This window comes from Cystobacter fuscus (assembly GCF_044360685.1).
Taxonomy (GTDB): domain Bacteria; phylum Myxococcota; class Myxococcia; order Myxococcales; family Myxococcaceae; genus Cystobacter; species Cystobacter fuscus_C.
The window spans coordinates 1,653,043-1,677,075 of the sequence record NZ_CP043491.1; the positions used below are offsets into that span (position 1 = coordinate 1,653,043).

Below are 24,033 nucleotides of genomic sequence, written 5' to 3' on the forward strand. Positions count from 1 at the left end.
ACGCGAAAGAGGATGAACATGAAGGTTCTGGTCACTGGAGCAACGGGTTACATCGGCTCGGCCGTCGCCGGGGCGCTCGCCAAGGCCGGTCATCAGGTCAAGGGACTCGCCCGCTCCGACGACGCGAAGCGCAAGCTCGAGTCGCTGGGAATCCAGCCCGTGCGCGGCGATCTCACGGATGCCGCGGGCCTGTCCTCCCTCGTGCAGGACTTCGAGGCGATCGTCTGGACCGCCACCTCCAACAGCGAGGCCGTGGACGCGCCCGCGGTCGCGGCGGTGCTCGACAAGATGGCGGGCACGGGCAAGACCTTCCTCTACACGAGCGGCGTCTGGGTGCATGGTGGCACGCGCGGCGGCGTGGCGGATGAGGACAGCCCGCTCAACGCGGCCGAGCTCGTCGCCTGGCGTCCGGCCGTGGAGAAGCGGGTGCTCGCCACGCAGGGCATCCGGGGCATCATCATCCGCCCGGGCATCGTCTACGGGCGCGCCGGTGGAATCCCCGGGATGCTCGGCGCGTCCGCGCGCGAGGGGGGCGCCGCGCGCTTCGTGGGCACCGGGGAGAACCACTGGCCGGTGGTGTTCATCGATGATCTCGCGGACCTGTATGTGCGCGCCGTCGAGCGGGCGTCCGCGGGGACCACCCTCCTGGCCGTCCAGGGCCCCTCCTTCAAGGTGAAGGAGATCGCCGCCGCGGCGAGCGAGGGCGCCGGGGCGGGAGGCAAGACGGTCGCCTGGCCCCTGGAGGAGGCCCGGACGCAGTTCGGTGCGTTCGCCGATGCGCTGGCGCTCGACCAGAAGTTCTCCGCCCGCCGCGCCGAGCAGACCCTGGGCTGGGCGCCCCGTGGACCCAGCATCATCGAGGAGCTGCGCAGCGGCTCCTACGCCCGGCGCTGAAGCGCCTTCCTTCCCCGCCGTTCCCACTCAATTGGAGAAGAACCCCATGAAGTCGTCCCTGAAGTCCGCCGTCGCCGCCCTCGTGCTCGCCGCCCCGTCGTTCGCCTTCGCCACCGAGTACGACATCGACGCGACCCACTCGAGCGCCCAGTTCGCCGTGAAGCACATGATGGTGTCCAACGTGCGCGGCTCCTTCTCGAAGGTGACGGGCACCGCCAACATCGACGAGAAGGACATCACCAAGTCCACCATCGAGGCGAGCATCGACGCCACGACCTTCAACACCAACGATACCGCCCGGGATGAGCACATGCGCGGCCCGGAGTTCTTCGACACCGCGAAGTATCCCGCCCTCACCTTCAAGTCGACGAAGGTGGAGAAGGCGGGCAAGAACCTGAAGGTGTCCGGTCAGCTCACCATGCACGGCGTGACCAAGCCGGTGGTGCTGGACGTGGAGGGCTTCACCACCGAGTCGAAGGATCCCTGGGGGAACTTCAAGCGCGGCGGCACGGCCACCACGAAGATCAACCGCAAGGACTTCGGCCTGGGCTGGAACAAGGTGCTGGAGACGGGCGGCGTGGCGGTGGGCGAGGAGGTCTCCATCACCATCGACCTGCAGCTCACGAAGAAGCAGGCGCCGGCCACCAAGGCGGCCACTGACGCCAAGTAGTCCGCCGCGAGCGACGTGGGTTGTCTGAAGGGGCCTGGTGACGGGCCCCTTCTTTTTCATGCGCCGCTCCCACCTCGCGGACCGGTGTGTGGCTCCTCTCCGTCAAGAGGTGATTGTTTCTTCTTGGAAATTGATTGTTTTCGTTTTCAGCCAAATTTTGGGTTGCGAAAGCCGGTACAGTGAATTCCGCTCGATAGGGGAGTTCGTTGAAATCCGGATTTCGTCTAGACCCGAGGCTGCGTCAGCTCGGCGATTCGCCGCTGTTGTTGCTGCTCGTCACGGGGGCGTTGCTCGGCAGCATGTTGCCGATGTCTCGCCTGGCCCGTGCCTCGGGCTGGTCGCCGTTGGCCTTCGCGTTCTGGCCCGCGCTCGGGAGTGGACTGCTCCTGGCGCTCGCGGGGCTGCGAGCCGGCGCCCGGGTGCAGGTCGCTCGGCCCGTGCTCTTGTACAACCTGATCGCCGGTGTGCTGAGCGTCGCCATTCCCAACAGCGTGACGTTCATCGTGATGCCCAATCTGGGCACGAGCCTGACCTCCTTGGTGTACACGCTGCCTCCGTTGTTCACCTATGCGTTCGCCTGGGTCATCGGCATTGAACGCTACCGGCCGCTGCGTCTGGCCGGAATCCTGCTCGGGCTGTGTGGCGCGGCGCTGCTGGTGCTTGGACGTCAGTCGGGCGGGACTGGCTCGATGTGGTGGCTGGGACTGGCGCTGTGCACGCCGATCAGCATCGCCGTGGGTAATCTGTATCGCAAGCAGCGCATGCCTCGGGGCGTGCATTCGAGCCTGCTGGCGGGCGGCATGTTGCTGGGAGGGGCGCTCGCGCTCCTGCCCCTGCTGGTGGCCAGTGGCGGCCTCTTCGCGCCAGGCCTGTCCGGGTGGAACGTGCTCCTGGCCCAGTGCCTCTTCACCAGCCTGGGCTACCTGGTGTACTTCCACTTCCAGCGGGTCGCGGATCCCGTGTACTTCAGCCAGTTCGGCTATGTCCTGTCGGCGACGGGCGTGATCTCCGGACTGCTGTTCTTCAACGAGCACCTGACGGTCCCAACGTTGGTGGCAATCGCCATCATCATGGCGGGGATCTGGCTGGTCAATCTGCGACCCCAAGAGGCACGCACATGAGCGCCACCGCTGTTTCCCTTCCTCCTGAGTCGCGGCGGGTGGTGCTGCGGCGCGCGCAGGACCGCGGACACGCCAACTTCGGCTGGCTCGACGCGCGCTTCAGCTTCTCGTTCGCCTCGTACCAGGATCCGGAGCACGAGAATTTCGGCCCACTGCGTGCGCTGAACGAGGATGTCATTCTTCCGGGCACCGGCTTTGGTCCTCATGGCCATAGCGACATGGAGATCGTGATCTATCCGCTGTCCGGCGTCATCGAGCACCGTGACAGCCTGGGCACCCACGCCCTCGTGCGCCCCGGTGACGTGCAGCGCATGACCGCGGGCCATGGCATCACGCACAGCCAGATGAACGCATCGCAGAGCAAGCTGGATCACCACCTGCAGATCTGGCTCCTGCCCTCCGTGCGCGGTCTGCCTCCGAGCGTCGAGCAGGCGCACTTCGACGACGCCGCCAAACACAACCGCTTCTGTCTGATCGCGTCGCCGGATCGTCAGGACGGCTCGGTCAAGCTGCATCAGGACGCGCGCATCTCCGCCGCGATCATGGAGCCCGGCGTCCGTCTTTCCCGCGAACTGGCGGCGGGACGTGGTGGCTATCTGCACGTGGCGCGGGGCCGGCTGGAGGCTCGTCCCGAGGGAGAGCAGCCGCTGCTCCTGCGCGCCGGCGATGCGCTGAAGCTGGTGGAGACCCTCTTCGTGGAACTCGTGGCGGAAGAGGTGAGCGAAGTGCTGTTCTTCGATCTCCCCCTGTCACCCCAGGAATGAGCCCGCTTCCCCCGTGGCGCGCCCGTCCCGCTCGCGAGAGCGGCCGGTGTTCCGCATGGGCGGCACGTGTCTCGAATACCTGACGGAATCCATGGGCCGCCCGGCTTCGGGAGGGCACGGCCATGCTTGCACACGTGCTGTCTGGCTCCTGGGTGGGCGGCACCACGAGGTCTGTCCATGGCATGCTCGGTGAGAGGGGTTGCTTGCTCGATAGGTTGGCGCCCTGGTGGAAGCGGTTGGCGGTTGGATGAAAGCGGCCATCCCCCGAAACAAGGCAATCAGTGGATTCCATGACACACCGTTCGTTGACGGGAGACCGCCGTATTCGCCAGGACATGGCTTCGGCCGTGTCACGGGTTCTTGTGTGTCAATTGCGGGGAGTTCATCGAGGTGGTTCTGTTACAGTTTTTTGCGCTTTAAACTTCTCCTAAAGAATGGTATGTACGCCGCGAATCATTTGGGGACGACACGTCGCGGTATGTGTCACTCGAGCAGAGTTCCACGAGAGTTGTAGAGGCGCCTTTGCGGAGTCTAGGGGTCCACAATGTCCTGCCCTGAGAACAACTGCTGTGGAATAAGCATCTGAGCGCGTGTCCGCGCTAGGCGCTGATTCGGTCATCCATTCATTTCAATAGAGTGCTGGCTGGATGGGATGCCCCGTCCTGTTTTGTTGTGTCTGAGCTGTCAACCATGGCCGCGCCGTGGCGGTGAGTGCTCACCAGCCTCGCGTCCCTGGCGCCGATGGAACATCTGCATTCGCGAGGAAGAGACATCTATGTGTGGCTTCATTGGCGTCTACCAACGCAATCCCGCTGTCATTGATGATCACTCCCTGCTCAATGCCTTGAGCAGTATCAGCCACCGGGGTCCCGACGAGCGCAATGTGTGGCATGACCCGGCGGGCCGTGCGGCGCTCGGACATGTCCGTCTGAGCATCATCGGGTTGAACAATGGCAGTCAGCCCATTGTCGCGGAGCAGGGAGATCTGGCCCTGGTGGTCAATGGGGAGTTCTATGACCATGAGCGGCTCCGCCGCGAGCTGGAGGCCGAGGGGTGTGTCTTCAAGACCGCCTCGGACAGCGAGATCGCGCTGCATCTCTACCGCCGCTCCGGCGTGGCGGGGCTCAAGCAGCTGCGGGGCGAGTTCGCCATCGTGCTGTTCGACCGGCGGCGCCGTCTGATGATGGCGGTGCGCGACCGGATGGGCATCAAGCCGTTGTTCTATGCCCAGCACGGTGGCGCCTGGTATTTCGCGTCGGAAATCAAGGCGCTGCTGGCCGCCGGCATCCCCGCGGAGTGGGATGAGGATGCGTACGCGAGCCGTGCCTTCTATCTGCGAGATCACACCCTGTTCAAGGGCGTGCGCAGCGTGCAGCCGGGCTGCTGGGTGATGGTCGACAACGGCGGCCTGCACAACGGCCGCTACTGGGACATGGAGTTCGCCCGCCAGGACTCCGTCTATCCGGCCGACGAGAAGGGAATGATCGAGGCGGTGCGCGCGGCGGTGGAGGAGTCGGTGCGCCTGCGCCTGCGGGCGGATGTGCCCATGGGCGTCTATCTCAGTGGCGGCATCGACTCCTCGGCCATGCTGGGCATGGCCACGCACCTGTCCAGCCAGCCGCTGAACGCCTTCAACCTGTCCTTCACGGACATGGATGACTATGACGAGAACCGGTTCGCCCGGCTCGCCGCGGAGCACAACGGCGCGCGCTTCCACACCGTCGCCGTCTCCCAGGACAACCTCGCCGATTTCTTCGAGCAGGCCCTGTGGCACAACGAGACGCCGTTCTTCAACGCGCACGGCGTGGCCAAGTACATCCTGAGCCAGCAGGTGCGCGAGGCCGGGATGAAGGTGGTGCTCACCGGCGAGGGCGCCGACGAGGTGTTCGCCGGCTACCCGCACTTCCGCCGGGACATGCTGCTGTACAACTCCGAGCAGCAGGATCCGGAGGTGGTCAACAAGCTGCGCCAGCGCATCCAGGAGAGCGAGCAGGGCTATGTGCAGCCGGACATGCCCCAGGACATCCACTGGATGATCCAGCAGCTGCGCCATGGCGTCTCCTGGCTGGACAACCAGGCCGGCTGGTTCAAGGCCCTGGAGTCGCTCTACCGCGCGGACTTCCACGACCGTTTCCAGGGCGTGGACCCCTACCGCCAGTTCTTCGATCGGCTGGATCACCGCAACCTCGAGGGGCGGGATCCGGTGCACAAGTCCATGTACCTGTGGGCCAAGTCCTACCTGCCCAACTTCGTGCTGACCACGCTGGGCGACCGCATGGAGATGGCCAACAGCATCGAGGGGCGCGTGCCGTTGCTGGACCACCACGTGGTCGAACTGGCCTGCCGGCTGCCGGTGTGGATGAAGGTGCGGGGCTCCACGGAGAAGTACGTGTTCCGTGAGGCGATGCGGCCGTACCTGCCGGACGCCTTGTACAAGCGCAAGAAGCACTACTTCCGCGCTCCGCCCGCGACCCTGCAGCAGAAGGGCCGGCTGTACCAGCTGGTCCAGGACGTGCTCCGCGGTGGGGAGCTGGACGCGCTGCCGTTCTTCGAGCCCGCGAAGGTCCGCTCGCTGCTGGAGAAGCTGCCGCGACTGTCGGCCCAGGAGCAGGGTCTGCTCGATCCGATGTTGATGGAGCTGACGAGTCTCTGCCTGTTGCAGCGCCGCTTCGCCATGGGGTCTTCCGGAGCTTCCGCTCACTGGAATTCGCGAGTCGCGGCATGAGAATCGCCATCATTGGCGCGGGCCTCAATGGCCTGGCCTGCGCCATCATGTTGAAGCGCTTCGGTCTGGAGTGCACCGTCTTCGAGCGCGGGCAGGGGCCTCGCGACTCGGGGACGGGGATCTATGTCTGGCCGCAAGCCATGCAGGTCCTGCGCTTCGTGTTGAAGAACCGGGACTTCCTCGGCCGGGGCCAGCCCATCGAGTTCCTGGACACCCATGACAAGCAGGGCCGGCTGATTCACAGCCAGCCGGTGCGTCCGGAGGGGCTCGGCATTCCGGCGCCGGCGATGATGTTCCTGCGCACGGAGCTGTTCCGTCTGCTGGCGGCCAGCCTCGAGGCGCAGGACATCCGCTACGGCATGGGCTGCGAGCGGCTGGAGGATCTGGGCGACCAGGTCCGGGTCACCTTCGGCAATGGACAGGTGGCGGACTTCGACCTGGTCATCGGTGCCGACGGCGTCTCCTCCACCGTGCGGAGCTTCGTCGACCCGGGCATGGTGCCCTATGACACCGGGCTGGTGGCGAGCCGGGGCGTGGTGGCCTTCCGCTCGCCGCTGCTGCATTCCGACCGGTGCCAGATCTTCACCTCCACCCACTCCCGGGTGGTCACCTATCCGCTCAACGAGGCCACCTCGCTGCGCTACTGGTTCGCCGCCTACCAGCATCGCAATCAGCCGCTGCTCGACCGGGCGGGCCTGCTGGAGCTGTTCGCCGCCCTGCCGGAGGAACTGCTGCGGATGATCGGGGCGACCGAGGAGAAGGAGATCCTCACCCACAAGCTCAAGGCCCTGACGGGTGAGGGCCACTGGTTCCGGGGACGGGTCGTGATGCTCGGTGATAGCATCCACGCGATGCTGCCGACGCTGGGCTATGGGTTGACGCTCGGACTGGAGAACGGCTTCATGCTGGCCCAGGCGTTGGTCGGCCACTGCGACAACAGCCTGGAGTCCGCCTTGAAGCGCTACGAGCTGCGCGCGGCGCAGCGCTCGCGCGACATGTTGAAGGTGATGCGGGACATGACGGACCTGTATTACTTCGAGCGCGAAGGCGAGGTCAGCAAGGCGCGGCTCACCCCCATCGTCCAGCGCTTCCATCACCTCGCGCAGAGCACGGTGTTCTAGGCCAGGGCCATGACTCAACATCTTCGAGACGCCGTCCGCGCCTTCGTCAATGATTTCGTGAGGCCCCACGTGGCGGAGTGGGAGCGCGACGGGGCCTATCCCATGGACCTGCACCGGCGGGCCGGCGAGGCCGGTCTGCTGGCGCTGGGGCGCTCGCCGGAACGGCTTCCGGAGGATCCCTCGGCGCTGGCGGTGCTGGTGGAGCAGCTCACCCTGGGAGGCTCGCAGGGCATCACCATGGGGCTGGCCTCGCATTTCGTCAGCCTCAAGGCGGTGCAGGGGGGCGATCCCCAGGTGGCGGCCCGGGTGGTTCCCGCCGTGCTCAAGGGGGAGCGGAGCATCGTCCTGGCGCTCACCGAGCCCCAGGCGGGCTCGGATCTCCGGGCGCTCCAGTGCCGGGCGGACTTCATCGACGGCGAGTACCGGCTTACGGGTGACAAGGTCTTCATCTGCAATGGCACCCGCGCGGATTGGCTCCTGGTGGGCGCGCTCCTCGAGGGCAAGCTGGAGCTGTTCCTGGTGGACGGTGATGCGGAGGGGTCGCGCGGTACGCGTCAGGCCTGCCTCGGCTGGCGCTGCCTGCCCCTGGCCAATCTGCGCTTCGAGCGGACGGTCGCGCGCCGTCTGACCCAGGGCAACGGCGTGGGGCGGCTCCTGCAGCAATGCCTGCAACAGGAGCGGTTGAACCTGGCGGTGATGGCGATGGCCTCGGCGGAGCTGGCCCTGCGCACGGCCATCGAGCACTGCCGCGGGCGCCAGGTGGGTGGAGAGGCGTTGCTGGACAAGTCGGTCATCCGCCAGCGGCTCGCGGAGCGGCACTCGGAGCTGAGTCTGGTGCGCGTGTACGTCGAGCAGGCGGTGCGCTGGCAGGCCTCCGGCGAGCTGAGCGCGGCCCAGGCCGCCATCGCGAAGAACACCGCCGTGGACGTCCTCGAGCGCATCGCCCACGACGCCGTGCAGGTGCATGGCGCCCACGGCTGCGTGGAGCCCTCGGTGGTCGAGCGCATCTACCGCGATGCGCGGTTGCTCGGCATCGGTGGGGGCGCCCGGGAAGTCATGTTGGAAATCATCGGAAGGACTTTGTGATGGAGCACCCCGTGACGACGATCAGTGAGCACGCCCAGGCACACTCGCGGGCGCTTCTGGAGCATGCGTACCAACGCTACTGCGGCCTGCGTCTGATCGAGCAGCGTCCCGGCTTCTGTCAGTGCCGACTGCGGGTGACGGAGGCGATCGACAACCTCAGCCATACCCTGCACGGCGGAGTGCTGTACTCCATGCTCGATGTGGTGAGCATGCTGGCCACCTTGCCGATGCTCGGGCCGGACGAGTACGCGCTGACCAACAGCTTCAACAGCATGATGATGTCGGCCACGCCGCTGGGCACCGAGGTGCTGTTCGAAGCCGAGGTCGTACGCTCTGGGCGCAACCTCATCTTCACGCACAGCCAGGCCTGGAAGCTCGTGGAGGACGGCAAGCGGGTCCAGGTCGCGTCCGCCCAGTTGAGCAAGTTCCGCATGCGCTACGACTGGAAGGCCGACGCCGCCAAGACGGGCTGACTCGCCGCTGGCGCTACGGCCCGGGATCCCGGGGGGTGGTGCGTTGACGGCAGCGCGCCTCCCGGGCGCGGGCCTGGAGGGCCTCGTCATGCCGGCCGGCCTCGGTGAGCAGCGCGGCGGCCCGGGCGTACAGGTCCGCGGTCGCCCCCGGCTGGAGCACCTCCTCGTCCGTCGCCGCCCTCATGAGCGCGGGGATGGCCCGCTGGGCCTCTCCCGCCTCGAACCAGTGGTGCGCGAGCACCACCGGGGGTGCTCCTCGGCCCTCGAGCACCTCGGCCAGACGCAGGTGGAGCATCCGGCGCAGGGGCTCGGGGATGGCGCCGGCCACCGCCTCGTGAATCAAATCGTGCGTGAAGCGCTCGCCAGCCATCACCTGTGCGGCCTCCAGTTCCACGGCGGCCTCACCCACCTGGAGCGCGCCCACTTCCAGCACCGCCGAGGCCAGGGAGTAGGTGAACTGCGTGCGCGCCAGTGCCGCCACGCGTGCCAGCCGGAGCGCCGCGGGCGATAGGGATTCCATGCGCCGCTGGATGAGTGGAGCCACGCGGCCCGGCGCGGGCAGACGCTCGGGCCACTCGCCCTCCAGCAGGCCCAACTCCACCAGGTGCTTCACCGTCTCCACCACGTAGAGCGGATTGCCACCGGTGTAGCGCGCGATGCGCTCGGCATGGCGCTCCACTCCCGGCAGCTCCAACCCCTCCAGCAGGGTGCGCACGCCCTCCAGTCCGAGTGGCTGCACCTCCACCACCCGGGCCACTCCCGCCGCCTCCAGTCGCCGCACCAGTGCCCACAAGGTCGGTGAGCCCTCGCCGCGCCGCACTCCCTGGATGGGCTGGATCCTCCGCTCGCTCGAGGGGTACAGGCGGCTGAAGCTGTAGTCGCACAGGGCCACATCCGCCTCGGACATGTAGTGCATGTCGTCGGTGGCGAACGTGTCGATGCCAGTGGTCAGGTGGACGGTTGCCTCGAGGAGGGCATCGAAGAGCCGGACCCGGTCCAACTCGCGGGGCACGAGCGGCGGGGCCTCTCCGGGCTCGGTCAGCTCGGGCATGAGTCGCGACATCTCGCGCCGCACCCACTCCGGAAGCCCGGTGAGCGGGCGGGTCGCGCTACACTCGCGGAACCAACGCACCGTGCTGGAGAAGGGCACGTCGTGATCCCCTGGGCGGGCATCCCCGCGCGTCCAGCTGCCCCGGGATTCGGCGAAGTCGTTGATGAGTCGGCTCTTGCCCACGCCCGGCTCACCCACGACGACCACCACCTGGCCTGCTTCCGCTCCCTCCAGCACCGCCTGCCAGGCGGCCTCGCGCCCGGCGAGCACCGGCGGCCGCAGGATGCTCAAGGGCAGGGGCGCGCGCTTGGGAAGGGCCCCGGGCAGCCGCGTGCCCCGCTCGATGTCGCGGACGAGCGCGAGTGTCTCCGGCAGGGGCGTCACGCCCAGCTCGCGCTCCAGGGTGCGCTCCAGACGCTCGAAGGACTTGAGCGCGGCGCCGCGCTGTCCCAGCAGGTAGTGCAGCCGCATCACCTCCTGGCCCGCCTCCTCGGACTCCGGCTCGCGCGCCGCCCACGCCTCGGCGAGCGCGAGGGCTCCCCTCTCGTCCCCCGCCGCCTCGCGCCGGGCGAGCTCCACGCCGCGGGCCCGCCTCCGCCAGCTCTCCACGCGCGTACGGGCTCCGTCGAGCCAGCGCGCCAGCTCCGGGCTGTCATCGGCTTGCAGGCCCGCGAGCAGCTCACCCTCGGGCGTGTCCTCGGACAGGGGCGAGTCCTTGAGCCGCAGGGCGTCCACCTCCACCTGTGTGGAGAGCTGGAGGGCCTCTTCTCCCTCCAGCGCCTCGAAGCCCGCGCAGGCCAGGCGCAGGCGGCGTTTGAGCTGGCGCAGGTTGTTGCGCGCCGTGGGCTCGGGGGAGCCCGGCCACAGCAGCGCGGAGAGCACGGCGCGGGGAACCTGGCCCTCCAGGGCCACATAGGCGAGTGCCAGGGCCGTGGTGTTTGGCAGGGAGACAGGGGCCCCGCCATTCATGAGCGAGGGGGTTCCCAGCAGGTGCAGCCGCCAGGTGCCGAGCGGGGAGCGGCCCGTGTCTCTCTTGGAGGCGCCGGTTCTCTCGGTGGGTGAGGTCATGACTGGAGTGCCTCGCTTCTACCACGCCGCTCGAGTGCTCCCTCACACCCGCGTGGGGTGAAGCCCGGGCAGGACCCAGGGGGCAAGGCCTCCCGTGCTCCTCTGCTATCGTGACGGGGAGGAGAGCACCCCATGTCACGCCTGATCTGCGTCTCGCGCGAGTCCGAAGGGCTCATGGGGCTCGTGCTTCCCGAGGAGGAGGGCGCGAGCCGTCTGCTCCGGGTCCCGCTGGAGCAGCTCTCCGGACCCGGGGCCGCGGAGCGCGCGTGCCTGCGAACCTCCTGGGAGCACCTGGGCCGGGCGCGTGGCGCGACCGTGAACACGCTCACCCATGTGCTCCGCGTGCTGCTGCACACCGTGGCTGGTGAGCCGGGCCCCGCGCCGTCGCTGGCCCACCCCTGGTTGGAGTCTCCTCCTCCTCCGCATCGGAGGACCGCCGCCCACCCACGGGGCTATCGGGGCACCATCCATCAGCCGCCCAAGCGCGCCTCTCCAGAGGTGCTCGACGTCCGTCCCTACCTGCTCCATCGCGCGACGGTCCGGGCCCTGCTCGAGCCCTTGCTCCCCCATGTGGACGAGGCGCTCCAACGTCTCGGGGACGAGGGCCTGTCGCGGGAGCGCCTGGTGCTCGTGCGCCAGGCGTTGCTGTCTCCCAGCCGCGCCGAGGTGGCCCTGGCCTGGCGCCACGGCGTGCTCGAGGAGCGCGGCGCCGAACTGCCCGCGTCCCTCGTCCGGCTCGGGTGTCTTCTGACTCCTGGTTCGGCCGCCGACTTCGGCCGGTTGCTCGCGCTGCGGGGACGGTTGGCGCTCGACACGCATCCGGAGGTGATGAGCCTCGCGGCGCGGTTGCTGGCCGACTGGGGTCCGGAGAAGGGCCTGGGCTGGCTGGAGATCGCGGCGTCGCTCGTGCCCGAATCCCAGACGGCCCTGCTCACGGCCCTCTTCCAGGCGAAGACGTCCCCGTTCGATGCCAGCCTTTATGACCCGCGCATCGAGGCGTTCGCGTCCCTCCAGGCCGATTGGCGGGTGTACTACCTGCGTGGGCGCGCGTCGGGTCTCTCCAGTGACTTCCTGCTGAGTGTCTTCCGTCTCCTGGACACCCTCGGCATGTCCAGGGACGGCTTGCCCCACGTGCTTCCCAGGTCGAGCGGTCCCGTCCCGGAAGAAGGCCTCCTGGACCTCTTCGACTTCGTGGGGCCGGGATTGTCCAACGCCTACATCCTGGTCTGGTTGTGGCAGCTGTGTGGAGAGGTTCCGGGGTTCGCCGAACTCCTCGTCGCCACGCCGTGGAGGTCCCTGAGCGCGGAGGCCGCCAGGCTTCTGGCGGGTGAACTCTCCTATTTCTGGGACTCGCTCGAGGGCCGCGCTCGGGAGTGGGGGGCCGTCCGCCGCCTCCATCCGCGGCTGCTGCGGCTGTTGGAACGGATTCCGGCGAGTCACCAGCCGCGCGCCGTCCGGATGGTGTTCGAGGTCCTGGGCAAGCATGGCGCGAAGTGGTCGGGTCCCGACTGGTTGGAGTCCACCACGTTCGCGCTGGTCGAACGCCTGTGCCGGCCCCCGTTCGCGACCGTCGACCGCTTCGTCTCCGTGCTCGAGCCCCTGCTGTTCCACCCCTCGCCCGAGGTGCGTGAGCGCTTCTCGCGTGTCTCTGTCCGGAGTCTGCTGCGCCTCGAGGAGGGCTGCTCGCGCGGAGACCTCGTGGGCCTGGTGGGCGATGGGATGCGGCTGCTGGTCGCCCGCCACGCGCCGCTGGTGCTCGAGGCCATGGACGCCTGCCCCGAGACCCTGGTGCGCACGGCGCAACTGCTGGGCACTCCGCACAAGGAGGCCCAGGCCGCGTTGCTGGCGGACTTCGCCCGGCACCCGTGGGTCCGCGAGGATCCCTTCCAGTGGCCGCCCGGGGTGCTCGCCGCCAGCCTGCGCGAGCACTGCGTGGACGGGGTGGAGAGCCCCCTGCCCAGGAAGGCCCGGCTCGCCTGGGAGGCGGGTGAGGCGCTGACGCCGGGACAGACGGAGCGGGCCTTGCGCCTTGCCTCGACGCAACTGCCCCGGCTGCGGCTCCAGGTGCTGGCGCGCGGCGTGCTCGAGTTCCTGCGAGGAAGCCTCGAGGCCGACGTGAGTGACACGCGCGTGCGGCATGCCCTGCAGATGGCGCGCCTCGTGGAGGGGAGCAATCGGCGGGGGCTGCGCAGGCTGTTGAACCACTACTTCGCGGGCGAGCGCGACTTCATCGTCCACCACCCCGAGTCCCAGTCCTGGTTCGCGCGCCATCCCCGGGTGAAGCCGAAGACCTGGCTCACTGGCCCGGTGCTGTGCCGGGAGCTGCCGGGCTTCGGGCGCGTCACCCTGGCCCTGGAGCGCGATGCGTTGGAGGTGCTCCGCATGGGCACCTACGTGGGGAGCTGCTTCGGCCTCAATGGCCTCCAGGCGGAGTCCGCGGCCGCCGTGGCGCTCGACATCAACAAGCGCGTCCTCTACGCCCGGGACTCGCGGGGAAGCGTCCTCGCGCGGCAACTGCTCGCCATCTCCAAGGACGACACCCTGGTGCCGTTCTCCGTCTACCCGAAGAGCGCGGCCCCCGCGCTCCAGGCCCTCTTCCTCGACTATGACCTGGCCTTCGCCGAGGCGCTGGGGCTGCCCTTGAGCGACGGGTGCGAGGAGCCAGAGGTGGAGTTCGTGCTGTCCTCGTCCTTCTGGCACGACGGCGCGTGGGATTTCACGACCCCCGACGACGAAATGGCTCCCACGTCGAGTCCGGAGTCTGTTTCACAGCCGTGACGCGCGTGGATCACTGTTAGGGTCGGGCGCGTGATGTCGTTCTTCTCGCGCTTCTTCCGCTTCCTGCGTTCCAGCTTCGTCGGCATCCTGGCCACGGTGGCCGACTTCGCCGTGCTGGAGATCTGCGTACGGCTGCTGCACGTCGAGCCCTCCACCGCGAAGATCTTCTCCTTCCTGGTGGGGCTCGCGGTCCAGTTCTTCGGCAACCGCACGTTCGCCTTCCACGCCACTGGCGGCAGCCTGCGCCGCCAGGCCCTGCTGTTCTGCGGCGTCGAGTCGATCACCCTCACGCTCAACTGGCTGCTCTTCCGCTTCCTGATCAGGTCGCTGCACCTGCCCCTCGAGCTGGCCAACCTCATCGTGACGTTCGTCATCTACGTGGGCTTCAGCTACCCCGCGTGGCGGATCGTCTTCCGCGTGTCCAAGACCCATGGGCAGGAGCCGGGCGGGCCCGGGGCACCTTCCGGCGCCGCGTGAGCCCGCCGGGCCGCCGCGTTCAGGACGCGCTGTCGGCCTGCGCGCGCCGCCGGGCGCGTGCCGGCTCGAGCATCAGGGACGTCTGGGGCTCGCGCCCCGTCAGCCGCTCCAGGAACGTGCCCAGTTGCGAGGCGCGCTCCATGTGGGTGGAGCGCAGGGTGCGCATGCGCTCGGGGCACACGCGCAGCAGCCGGGCCATGGCGGGCCCCGCTGGGGTGATGCCCGTGGCCTGTGCCAGCAGGTTGAGCATGGCGTCCGGATTCGTCTCGTACACGCCGATCTCCTGCTCCTGGATGTAGGCGGGATGGGCGTCCTCGCTGCCCGGGATGATGTGGAAGAGCATGAGCGGGCCGCAGCGCGTCTCCATCAGCTCGTGCATGGACGCGGGCGCCAGGCTGCCGAGCACGGGCACGTCCGCCAGCGCCATCAGCCGCGCCATCAGCGAGGCGTTGACGAAGCCGAAGAGCGCGACGCGCGGCTGGCCCTGGACCCGGGCCTTCAAGGCGTCATGGAAGCGCTCGTTGCGCCCGCACACCACCATCACGTTGAGGCGATCCATCAGCGCGGGCGTGCGCAGCAGCCGCTCCAGCACGGGCATCGTCTTGCTCGTCCAGGCGGAGCCTCCGAGGAACAAGAGCGTCGGGCGCGAGGGATCCACGCCCTCGAGCTGGGGGTGCTCGGCGCGCAGCGTTTCCAGCAGGGCGCGGCGGCGCGTCTCCGACAGCCGGCCCCGCGCGCCCATCTCCCGGCCCACTTCCAGGAAGGGCGCCTTGGGGATGAACCCGGAGAGGTGCACGCGCGAGAGCGGATAGTGGCCGCGCACCCGGAGCCGCTCGCGCACCTGGGGCACCATCACGATGAGGGCATCGAGCCGGTAGGCCTCCTGCGACGGGGCGAAGATCTCCGTCGGCTCGCCATAGTCCGGGATGGCGCTGACGATGGGCACGTCCAGCCCGAGCTGGCGCCGGGCGCGCACGAACATCGCCGACTGGAGGAAGTGCGTGGAGACCACGAGATCCGGCCGGTGCTGCACCAGGGCCTGCCGGGCCTCGGCCTCCAGCTGCGGATTGAACAGCACGCTCGGGGTCAGGGCGAACCGGGTATGGCCCAGGCTGAACAGGAGCGCCTGGATCCAGGGCGCCCGGTGGATGCAGAAGTCATAGAAGCCGCTGACCCGGGTGTCCTGGCTGTCGAAGCTGAGGAGTTCGTAGTCGCGGTTTCCGGGATCCAGGGAGGCCAACGCCGTCCGCAGTGAGTCGCGCAGTGCGGTGTGGCCTCCTCCAACAGGCATGGTGGCGAGCAGGATGCGTTTCATAAGATCCAGAAGGAAGACCGGCCCAGGGGGGCTTCCGACCGGAGGTACGGACGGGGGGCCGGCCGCGGTCGGAGAGCGCGCCGAGATGTGATGGACGGGACAGCCAAATGTCCAGGGAGTTCGTGCACCCCCACCTGGATCATTCCTGAAGCGGACCACCAGTCGAGCGCTCGGATGCCACAACCTTTTCTCATGGGGTGGTAGACAGGGGACGTGACACGTGCCGTCATATTCATGGGTTGCTTCCTGGCCTTCGGGTCGGCCTGTACTCCCCCTCAAGGTCAGGCGGATGGCTCCGCGCCGCCCGCGGTGGTGATGCACGGGGTGCGCTTGCGCTCGTTCGAGGGGGAAACTCCCTCGCTGGAGGGCCAGGCGCGCAGCGCCACCTACGAGCGCACCGGCGAGCTCACCGCCGCCGAGGCCACCATCCGGGTACTCGGCAAGACGCCCGGGGACGTGACGGTGGTGACCGCGCGGGAGCTGGAGGGCCACCTGGGCACCCGGCAGCTCGTAGCCACCGGGGACGTGGTGGTGCGCAACCCCTCCGGCATGGTGGCGCGCACCCCCCGGGTCGCCTATGACGCGGTCCAACAAACGGCGCGCGGCTCCGAGGGAGTCCAGGTCCAGGGCCCCGACTACCGCCTGAGCGCCGAGAGATTCCTGATTTCCCTGCCCGATGGGCAATTCACCTTCGAGGGCTCGGTGCACACCGTGCTGGAGGCCGCGGATGATTGAGTACCTCCTGACGGCCTTCTTCGTGGCCCAGCCCGTGCCGGTGGCCAGCGCCGCCCCGGGGGCCGCCCCCGCGCCCCGCGAGGAGAAGCCGCGGCTGAGGGATCCGGTGGAGATCACCTCCAAGCGGGTGAGGGGCTCGCGGGATCAGGCCATCTTCTCCGGCGACGTGGTGGTCAAGCAGCGCACCATGGACTTGCGCTGTGACGAGATGACCGCCTCCTACACGGGCCCTCGCGAGGTGACGCGCGTGGAGTGCGCGGGGAACATGCGCCTGGTGGACGAGGGGCGCACCGCCCAGGGCGAGCGCGCCGTGCTCGACGTGCCCAGCGGCAGGCTGGTGGTGACGGGCAGCCCCGAGGCGAGGGATCCCACCACGGCCCTGCGCGGCTCCGAGGTGCGCCTGCTCATGGGCGCGCGGGGCATGGAGTACGAGGTGGACGATGCCGTCGTCACCCTCGAGGCGGCGCCGCTGCGCACGCCGCGCAAGGGCGGGGGCAAGGAGGGCGGCGCGCAGCGGTTTCCCGCGGAGATCACCGCCCGCCGGGTCGTCGGCTCGTCCACCCAGGCCGTCTTCACGGGAGACGTGGTGGTCAAGCACCGGACGTTGGATCTGCGCTGCGACAAGATGATCACCTACTTCAGCGCGACGCGGGAGGTGAGCCGGGCGGAGTGCGTGGGGCACGTGCGCGCCCAGGACGGGGCGCGGCAGGCGCGGGGCGAGCGGGCCGAGCTCAACGTCCCCACCGGGGTGCTGTGGCTGACGGGCAACCCCGAGGCGCGCGACGCCACCACCCACCTGCGTGGCTCGGAAGTGCGGATGACGATCGGCGACGCGAATTTCGAGGTGAAGGACGCCGTTGTGACGGTCGAGTCCGCGCCGTCCGTGCCTAAGGGCAAGGGGGCGGGCAAGGGGCCTCCAGGCAAGTCGCCTGACAACTCGCAGTCGGGGAGTACCAGGCAACCATGAGTGGCCGGTTGTTCGCGGAGGGTCTCCAGAAGACCTTCAACAAGCGTCAGGTGGTGCGGGGCGTGTCCTTCCAGGTCGCGCAGGGCGAGGTGGTGGGGCTGCTGGGCCCCAACGGCGCCGGCAAGACGACGAGCTTCAACATGGTGGTGGGCCTGGTGCGGCCCGACGCCGGCCGCGTGCGCATGGAGGACGCGGATCTCACCGGGCTGCCCATGCACCGGCGCACCGTGCACGGCCTGGGCTACCTCCCCCAGGAGTCCTCCATCTTCCGCAAGCTCACCGTGCGGCAGAACTTCCTGTCCGTGCTCGAGCTGCAGAAGGGCCTCAACCGCGCCGAGCGCGAGCGCCGGGCCGCGCGACTGCTGGAGGAATTCGACCTGGGCCACGTGGCCGAGGCCCCCGGCGAGGTGCTCTCCGGAGGCGAGCGCCGCCGCACGGAGATCGCCCGCTCCCTCATCCCCGAGCCGCGCTTCATCCTCTTCGACGAGCCCTTCGCCGGCGTGGACCCCATCAACGTGGGCGACATCCAGGCGCAGATCTCCCTGCTCAAGTCCCGCGGCCTGGGCGTGCTCATCACCGACCACAACGTCCAGGAGACCCTGGGCATCTGTGATCGGGCGTACATCATCGCACAGGGGCAGATCCTCGAAGAGGGGACGCCCGAACAGCTCGTCGCTTCACCCCGGGCGCGAGCGGTGTACCTCGGCGAGCGCTTCCGCCTGCAGTCCGGGTGAGGGCCAGTCGTCCGCCCCCGCGAGGCCGTGGCCCCCGCCCGCGCCCGCCTCGCCGCCTGGTGTCCGCACGTCCATTCGTGAACGTCTCCCGCGATCCGCGAGATTGTCTAAGCTCGCGGAATAAAAGGAGAAATTCACTCACTGCAAGGGATGCGCCGGACCCGGGGGCACTGGACGAAGTCGGGGGGGCTTGTTAGCTTGGCACGGTCCTTGATGGCGGGTCGCCGTCAAGTCGAGCATTGAAAAGGGCGGGAGACCCCAGAAATGGCGATGGAACTCAAGCAGAGCCTGAAGCTTTCGCAGCAGCTGGTGATGACGCCCCAGCTGCAGCAGGCCATCAAGCTGCTGCAACTCTCGCGCATGGAGTTGTTGGAGCAGGTCCGGGAGGAGATGGACCAGAACCCCCTCCTCGAGCAGCCAGACGAGGCGCCCTTTGGCGACCTGTCCGACAAGGAGCCTGGCGAGGCCTCGCTGGAAGCCGCGAATACCGAGATTCCCCGGGATCTGGAGCCCCGCACCCCGGACACGGCGACGGAGTTCAAGGCCGACAAGGACGGTCCGCCGGAGATCGACTGGGAGGCGTACCTCAACAGCTACCAGTTCAACGAGCCGACCACGGCGTCCAACAAGGGCAACGTGGCCACGGACGACATGCCCTCCTTCGAAGCCAACATGGTGGAGAAGGAGGACCTGGTCGATCACCTCCAGGAGCAGCTGGGCACGCTGCGGCTCAATGACGCCGAGCGTCGCATCGGCATGCTCATCCTCGGCAACCTGGACAACGACGGCTACCTCAAGCTGGAGGAGGTGGAGGGAGATCCCCTCATCCGCCTGGCCAACGAGGCGGACGTGCCCATGAGCGTGGCCGAGCGCACCCTGCGCCGCATCCAGAACCTGGAGCCCAAGGGCTGCGCCGCGCGCGACTTGCAGGAGTGCCTGCTCATCCAGGTGGCCGCGCTCAAGGAGAAGCACGCGCCGCTGCTCGGCCTCATCATCAAGCGCCACATGAAGTACCTGGAGAGCAAGAACCTCCCGGCGATCGCCAAGGACTTGAAGGTGTCGCTCGAGGAGGTGGTGGAGGCCTCCAAGCTCCTGCCGCGGCTGGACCCCAAGCCGGGCCGCAACTTCAGCGGCGACGACGCGCAGTTCATCACCCCGGACGTGTTCGTCTACAAGATGGAGGACGACTACACGGTGGTGCTCAACGACGACGGCCTGTCCAAGCTGCGCATCTCCGGCATGTACCGCAACGCGCTCAAGGCGGGCGGGGTGGGCCCCGGGCAGACCAAGGAGTTCATCCAGGAGAAGCTGAGAAGCGCCCAGTGGCTCATCCGCTCCATCCACCAGCGCCAGCGCACCATCTACAAGGTCACCGAGAGCATCGTGAAGTTCCAGCGCGAGTTCCTCGACCAGGGCATCGCGCACCTCAAGCCGCTCATCCTCCGGGACGTGGCCGAGGACATCGGCATGCACGAGTCCACCGTGTCGCGCGTGACGACGAACAAGTACGTGCACACGCCCCAGGGCATCTTCGAGCTGAAGTACTTCTTCAACTCGTCCATCGCCCGCGTGTCCGGCGACGACACCGCGAGCGAGGCCGTCAAGCACCACATCAAGCAGCTCGTCAGCCAGGAAGATCCGCGCAACCCCTACTCGGATCAGAAGATCGTCGAGCTGCTCAAGGCCCAGGGCACGGAGATCGCCCGGCGCACCGTGGCCAAGTACCGCGAGGTGCTCAACATCCTCCCGAGCAGCAAGCGCAAGCGCTACTTCTAGCCTCGCGCCCGCTGAGCCCGCCCGCTTTCCGGGCGTGGAGTCCTCGCGGGGGGCGGTGGTTGCCAGCCGCACCCAGCCTCCCCACCGTGGGCTGGGTACACCCAACCCGAGGACTTCCAGACATGGCTCAGAAAGATCCGCGTTCCGCTGGCAACACGCCTCCGCAGCCGCCGCAGGAGCAGTCCGCACCGGCGCTCGAGTCCAAGATGACGCCCGCGCCCGATTACGGGCTGACCTCGTACAAGGGGCTCGGCCGGTTGAAGGGCCGCGTGGCGCTCGTCACCGGTGGCGACAGTGGCATTGGCCGCGCGGTGTGCCTCGCGTTCGCCCGCGAGGGGGCCGACGTGGCCTTCGGCTACCTCAACGAGGACCAGGACGCCGAGGTGACCCGGCGCGCCGTCGAGGAGTCCGGTCACCAAGTGGTGTCCTTCCGGGGAGATCTCACCGACGAGGCCGTGTGCCGCCGCCTCATCGAGGACACGGTGAAGCGCTTCGGCCGCATCGACATCCTCGTCAACAACGCCGCCTACCAGGGCAAGGCGGTGGAGAAGTTCGAGGAGATCTCCGCCGAGCGGCTCGAGCGCACCTTCCGCACCAACATCCTCGCGATGTTCCACCTGGTGCGCTACGCGCTGCCGCACATGAAGAAGGGCTCCACCATCATCAACACGGCCTCCATCCAGGCCTACCAGCCCACGCCCAGCATCCTCGACTACGCGTGCACCAAGGGCGCCATCGTCACCTTCACCAAGGGCCTGGCCCAGGAGCTCATCGAGCGCGGCATCCGCGTCAACTGCGTGGCGCCGGGCCCCGTGTGGACGCCCATCATCCCCGCCTCCTTCGACGCGGAGAAGGTGAAGTCCTTCGGCGAGGGCAACCCCACCGGCCGCGCCGGTCAGCCCGTCGAGCTGGCGCCCTCCTACGTGTTCCTCGCCTCGGACGAGTCCACCTACGTCAACGGCGAGGTGCTCGGCGTCACCGGCGGCAAGCTGCTCGCCTGAGTGTCCTGCGCTGGGTGCTCTTCCCGTCCCCGGGTCCGCGTAAGTCTTACCGGCTCGGGGACGGGCCGTTCCTCTTCTGGAACCCAAGTGCTTGAAATCCCAGGAGTTTCCCGCCGTGGACCCCTTGGCACGCGCGATGCTCTATGTCCGCTCGAGCAGTGACGGGGAAGGGCGGGTCGGTGGGGGGCGGGCAGGTCGGGTCGAGGGGCGTGGGGCAGGTCGGGGGCGGGGGGTCGAAGGGTCGTTGGAGGGGAGTGCTCTGTCAGGGGCGGTAGTGGGGGGTTGTTCGTTGTTCATTGGGGAGGAGCCGCTGGGGGGCGGCTCCTCCCCAAACCTTTTGCGGGCTGGAGCGCGAGGCCCGGGGCAGGCTGCACGCCTTGCCTGAAGGACTTCCCCTCCATGCCACGAGGAGCCCCGCCATGAGCCCATCCATCGAGAAGGGTGCCGTCCACGATGCCGACCGGCACAAGCGCGAGGCGGCCGAGCGCGCGGTGGAGTCCATCCAGCCGGGCATGGTGGTGGGGCTGGGCACGGGAAGCACCGCGGCCCACGTGGTGCACCGGCTGGCCGCCCTGCGCGGCGAGGGGAAGCTGCTGGACGTGAAGGGCGTGCCGACGTCGCAGCGGACGGAGGCCCTGGCGGAGTCGCTCGGCGTCCCCCTCACCACGCTGGAGGCACACTCCGTGTTGGATCTCTGCATCGACGGCGCGGACGAGGTGGACCCGGCGCTGCGGCTCATCAAGGGCGGGGGCGGCGCGCTGTTGCGCGAGAAGATCGTCGCCCAGGCGAGCCGCCGGCTCATCATCGTGGTGGACGAGGGCAAGCTGTCCCCCCGGTTGGGCACGCGCTGGGCGGTGCCGGTGGAGGTGCTGCCGTTTGGCTGGCGCTCGCAGGCACTCTACCTGGAAGGACTGGGCGCCCGGGTCACCCAGCGCCTGGGACCCGAGGGCTCACCCTTCCTGACGGATCAGGGCCACTTCATCCTCGACTGCGCCTGGGGGGCCCTGGAGCACCCGGAGGCGTTGGCCGCGCGGCTTCAGGCCCGGGCCGGGCTCGTGGAGCATGGCCTGTTCCTCGGGATGACCTCGGAGCTCATCGTGGCCGGTTCCCGGGGGGTGGAAGTTCGCCATCCCGGATGAAAGGTTCGGAGGAGGGCTCGCCCGCCCGGCCGCCCCTCCCATTGGGCCCCAGGGTGCATACCTCTTCAGTCGTCACCAACTGGAGCTGGAGGGGTTCTCACATGGGTCTCGAAACACTGGTGCTCTGGCTGTTCATCGGTCTCATCGCGGGTTGGCTGGCCTCGGCGGTCGTGGGCGGGGGCTATGGCCTCGTGGGCGACATCGTCGTGGGCATCGTGGGCGCGTTCCTGGGCGGATGGCTCTTCCGCGCCATGGGGGTGGGCGCTCCGGGCAGCGGCATCGTCTCGACCATCATCGTGGCCTTCGTCGGCGCGGTCGTCCTGCTATTGATTCTGCGGGCCATCCACCGGACGACGTACAGGCGGGTCTGAGGCACCGGGTGCCTCGCGTACCCCCCGGGGCGGGCCGAGTGCCACGCCCCGGGCTGGCCGCACCGGCTGTTGAATCCAGGCGGTGCGGCTCACCCGCGGCGTCTTCTTTCCTACCCGACCTGTCGCGGTGCTTGACGGCAACAGGCGCTCCAGCGACCGTGAGGGAGTGAGCGCGCCCCTTGCTTCACCCGTGCCCGGTTCGCATCCGGCGCCTGACTCCGCTTCCGACACCTCGCGTCCTCCGCCGGACGAGCGCTTCGCGCTGTTGCTCGAGCACATGGCCGAGGCCTTCCTGTCCCTGGATGAGCGGGGCCGGGTGCTGCGCTGCAACACGCGCGCGGCGGCGCTCCTGGGCGTGGAGGCCGAGCGGCTTCGAGGCCAGGAGCCGTGGGCGGCGTCACCCGGGCTGATGGGCCGCACGTTGCACGAGCGGCTCGTGGCGGCCCTGGAGTCGCGCCAGCCCGCGCGCTTTCTCGCCTCGCTGCCCCCGCGCACCTGGTTGGAGGTGTCGGTGGTGCCGGTGGGCGAGGAGTTGTGGGTGCTCGCCACCGACATCACCCAGCGCGAGGAGGCCCAGGCGCTGGTGGAGCAGACGGAGAAGCGCTTCCGGCTCTTGGGCGAGCGCTTCCAGGTGGCGCTCGACTCCGCGCAGATGGCCGTCTGGGAGACGAACCTCGCCACCGGCCAGGTCTTCCGCTCCGAGGGGCATGATCGGCTCTACGGCTACCCCGAGCCCCTGCCCACGTGGACGCACGAGCGCTTCCTGGAGGCGCTGCATCCGGAGGACAGGCCCGAGGTGGAGGCGCAGGTCGCCGCCGTCTTCTCCTCCGAGGTGAAGGCCTATACCTCCACCTTCCGCGTCCGGGGCGTGGAGGGCTCGTGGCGCTGGCTCACCAGCCGGGCCCGGGTGCTGCGCGATGGGGACGGCCGGCCCGTGGTGGTGCGCGGCGCCATCCTCGACATCACCCAGTTGAAGGAGACGGAGCTGGCGCTGCAGGAGTCGGTGCGCGTGCGCGAGGACTTCCTGTCGCTCGCGGGCCATGAGCTCAAGACGCCCCTGACGGGGCTGAACCTGCAGGTGCAGATGTTGCGGCGGCTGGGCGAGGAGGACGTCACCACGCCCCTGATGGCGCCCCGGGTCCAGGCGCGCCTGGATGCCATCGACCGAGGTCTGCGGCGCCTGGGGACACTGGGCGACAACCTGTTGGACGTCAGCCGCATCCGCCATGGCCAGCTCGACTTCATCTTCACCACCGGAGACCTGTCGGCGCTGGTGTCCGAGGTGGTGGCGCGCACCGAGGACGAGGCGCGCACGGCCGGCGTGTCGCTCGCCGGCTTCATCGAGCCGCGCGTGGTGGGACGCTTCGATCGGCTGCGGGTGGAGCAGGTGCTCGTCAACCTGCTGTTCAACGCCCTGCGCCACGGCGGGGGACACCCGGTGGAAGTCGTGCTGGAGCGCTACGCCGGGGGCGCGCGGCTGGTGGTGAGCGACGAGGGTCCCGGCGTGCCGGAGGCGGATCGCGAGCGCATCTTCGCGCGCTTCGAGCAGGTGCAGGGGCGCGCGCGCGCGGGAGGGCTCGGCCTGGGACTCTTCATCGTGCGCCAGTGCGTCGAGGGCCACCGGGGCCGCGTGTACGTGCAGCCCGGACCCGGCGGGCGAGGCGCGGCGTTCGTCGTCGAACTACCCCTCTAATCATCCCTCGCCGCTCCCCGGCTCCGACGCGCGGTGGCCTCGCCCATACACCGCGTGTTGGAAATCCAGCCCAA

20 protein-coding genes are annotated in these 24,033 nt (G+C 68.8%); 18 read left to right on the top strand and 2 right to left on the bottom strand.

Annotated features, from left to right (window positions below; translation table 11 throughout):
* Positions 1 to 18: 18 nt before the first annotated feature.
* The 8 genes from F0U63_RS06920 (at position 19) to F0U63_RS06955 (ending at position 8,854) form a co-directional block, all read left to right on the top strand.
* Entirely contained in the window at positions 19 to 894 is an 876-nt protein-coding gene (locus tag F0U63_RS06920; RefSeq protein WP_395844945.1) for an NAD-dependent epimerase/dehydratase family protein, read from the top strand.
* Between the two features lie 46 nt (positions 895 to 940).
* Complete coding sequence (locus tag F0U63_RS06925; RefSeq protein ID WP_395844947.1) at positions 941 to 1,564, top strand: YceI family protein; 624 nt, start codon at positions 941 to 943, stop codon at positions 1,562 to 1,564.
* 206 nt (positions 1,565 to 1,770) lie between these two features.
* Positions 1,771 to 2,685, top strand: a complete 915-nt coding sequence (locus tag F0U63_RS06930) for a DMT family transporter (RefSeq protein ID WP_395844949.1) — start codon at positions 1,771 to 1,773, stop codon at positions 2,683 to 2,685.
* The gene (locus F0U63_RS06935; protein WP_395844951.1) at positions 2,682 to 3,449 is read left to right on the top strand and encodes a pirin family protein; all 768 of its coding nucleotides are present in this window, start codon (positions 2,682 to 2,684) and stop codon (positions 3,447 to 3,449) included. Before F0U63_RS06930 ends, F0U63_RS06935 begins: the two co-directional genes overlap by 4 nt.
* Before the next feature lie 775 nt (positions 3,450 to 4,224).
* On the top strand, positions 4,225 to 6,174 hold the full coding sequence (gene asnB / locus F0U63_RS06940) for an asparagine synthase (glutamine-hydrolyzing) (protein WP_395844953.1): 1,950 nt from the start codon (positions 4,225 to 4,227) through the stop codon (positions 6,172 to 6,174).
* A complete protein-coding gene (locus tag F0U63_RS06945) occupies positions 6,171 to 7,295 on the top strand; it encodes an FAD-dependent monooxygenase (protein ID WP_395844955.1) in 1,125 nt (374 codons plus the stop codon). The genes asnB and F0U63_RS06945 overlap by 4 nt, the downstream gene beginning before the upstream one ends.
* A 9-nt stretch (positions 7,296 to 7,304) precedes the next feature.
* Positions 7,305 to 8,381, top strand: coding sequence for an acyl-CoA dehydrogenase family protein (locus tag F0U63_RS06950; RefSeq protein WP_395844957.1), 1,077 nt, complete (start codon positions 7,305 to 7,307; stop codon positions 8,379 to 8,381).
* 11 nt (positions 8,382 to 8,392) lie between these two features.
* The gene (locus F0U63_RS06955) at positions 8,393 to 8,854 is read left to right on the top strand and encodes a PaaI family thioesterase (RefSeq protein WP_395844959.1); all 462 of its coding nucleotides are present in this window, start codon (positions 8,393 to 8,395) and stop codon (positions 8,852 to 8,854) included.
* Positions 8,855 to 8,867: 13 nt separating this feature from the next.
* On the opposite strand, the gene F0U63_RS06960 is transcribed toward F0U63_RS06955, so the two are convergent.
* The gene (locus F0U63_RS06960; RefSeq protein WP_395844961.1) at positions 8,868 to 10,973 is read right to left on the bottom strand and encodes a BTAD domain-containing putative transcriptional regulator; all 2,106 of its coding nucleotides are present in this window, start codon (positions 10,971 to 10,973) and stop codon (positions 8,868 to 8,870) included.
* A 132-nt stretch (positions 10,974 to 11,105) separates the two neighbouring features.
* Between F0U63_RS06960 and F0U63_RS06965 the strand changes: the two genes are divergently transcribed.
* Together F0U63_RS06965 and F0U63_RS06970 are read left to right on the top strand one after the other, a co-directional pair.
* The gene (locus F0U63_RS06965) at positions 11,106 to 13,751 is read left to right on the top strand and encodes a hypothetical protein (protein WP_395844963.1); all 2,646 of its coding nucleotides are present in this window, start codon (positions 11,106 to 11,108) and stop codon (positions 13,749 to 13,751) included.
* 33 nt (positions 13,752 to 13,784) lie between these two features.
* Positions 13,785 to 14,228, top strand: coding sequence for a GtrA family protein (locus F0U63_RS06970; RefSeq protein ID WP_395848330.1), 444 nt, complete (start codon positions 13,785 to 13,787; stop codon positions 14,226 to 14,228).
* Between the two features lie 19 nt (positions 14,229 to 14,247).
* Here F0U63_RS06970 and F0U63_RS06975 read toward each other — a convergent pair whose 3' ends face one another.
* Entirely contained in the window at positions 14,248 to 15,543 is a 1,296-nt protein-coding gene (locus F0U63_RS06975; protein WP_395844965.1) for a hypothetical protein, read from the bottom strand.
* Positions 15,544 to 15,777: 234 nt separating this feature from the next.
* Between F0U63_RS06975 and lptC the strand changes: the two genes are divergently transcribed.
* The 8 genes from lptC (at position 15,778) to F0U63_RS07015 (ending at position 23,959) form a co-directional block, all read left to right on the top strand.
* Positions 15,778 to 16,278: an LPS export ABC transporter periplasmic protein LptC gene (lptC, locus tag F0U63_RS06980; RefSeq protein WP_395844967.1), complete on the top strand. Its 501-nt coding sequence runs from the start codon at positions 15,778 to 15,780 to the stop codon at positions 16,276 to 16,278.
* Positions 16,271 to 17,245 (top strand): LptA/OstA family protein, encoded by a 975-nt coding sequence (locus F0U63_RS06985; RefSeq protein WP_395844969.1) that lies wholly within the window; start codon positions 16,271 to 16,273, stop codon positions 17,243 to 17,245. Before lptC ends, F0U63_RS06985 begins: the two co-directional genes overlap by 8 nt.
* A complete protein-coding gene (gene lptB, locus F0U63_RS06990) occupies positions 17,242 to 17,979 on the top strand; it encodes an LPS export ABC transporter ATP-binding protein (protein WP_395844971.1) in 738 nt (245 codons plus the stop codon). Before F0U63_RS06985 ends, lptB begins: the two co-directional genes overlap by 4 nt.
* A gap of 264 nt (positions 17,980 to 18,243) precedes the next feature.
* Positions 18,244 to 19,755 (top strand): RNA polymerase factor sigma-54, encoded by a 1,512-nt coding sequence (gene rpoN, locus F0U63_RS06995; RefSeq protein ID WP_395844973.1) that lies wholly within the window; start codon positions 18,244 to 18,246, stop codon positions 19,753 to 19,755.
* 122 nt (positions 19,756 to 19,877) lie between these two features.
* Positions 19,878 to 20,756: an SDR family oxidoreductase gene (locus tag F0U63_RS07000; protein ID WP_395844975.1), complete on the top strand. Its 879-nt coding sequence runs from the start codon at positions 19,878 to 19,880 to the stop codon at positions 20,754 to 20,756.
* Between the two features lie 419 nt (positions 20,757 to 21,175).
* A complete protein-coding gene (rpiA, locus tag F0U63_RS07005) occupies positions 21,176 to 21,895 on the top strand; it encodes a ribose-5-phosphate isomerase RpiA (RefSeq protein ID WP_395844977.1) in 720 nt (239 codons plus the stop codon).
* 101 nt (positions 21,896 to 21,996) lie between these two features.
* Complete coding sequence (locus F0U63_RS07010) at positions 21,997 to 22,266, top strand: GlsB/YeaQ/YmgE family stress response membrane protein (RefSeq protein WP_002628162.1); 270 nt, start codon at positions 21,997 to 21,999, stop codon at positions 22,264 to 22,266.
* 190 nt (positions 22,267 to 22,456) lie between these two features.
* On the top strand, positions 22,457 to 23,959 hold the full coding sequence (locus tag F0U63_RS07015; RefSeq protein ID WP_395844980.1) for an ATP-binding protein: 1,503 nt from the start codon (positions 22,457 to 22,459) through the stop codon (positions 23,957 to 23,959).
* Positions 23,960 to 24,033: the final 74 nt, after the last annotated feature.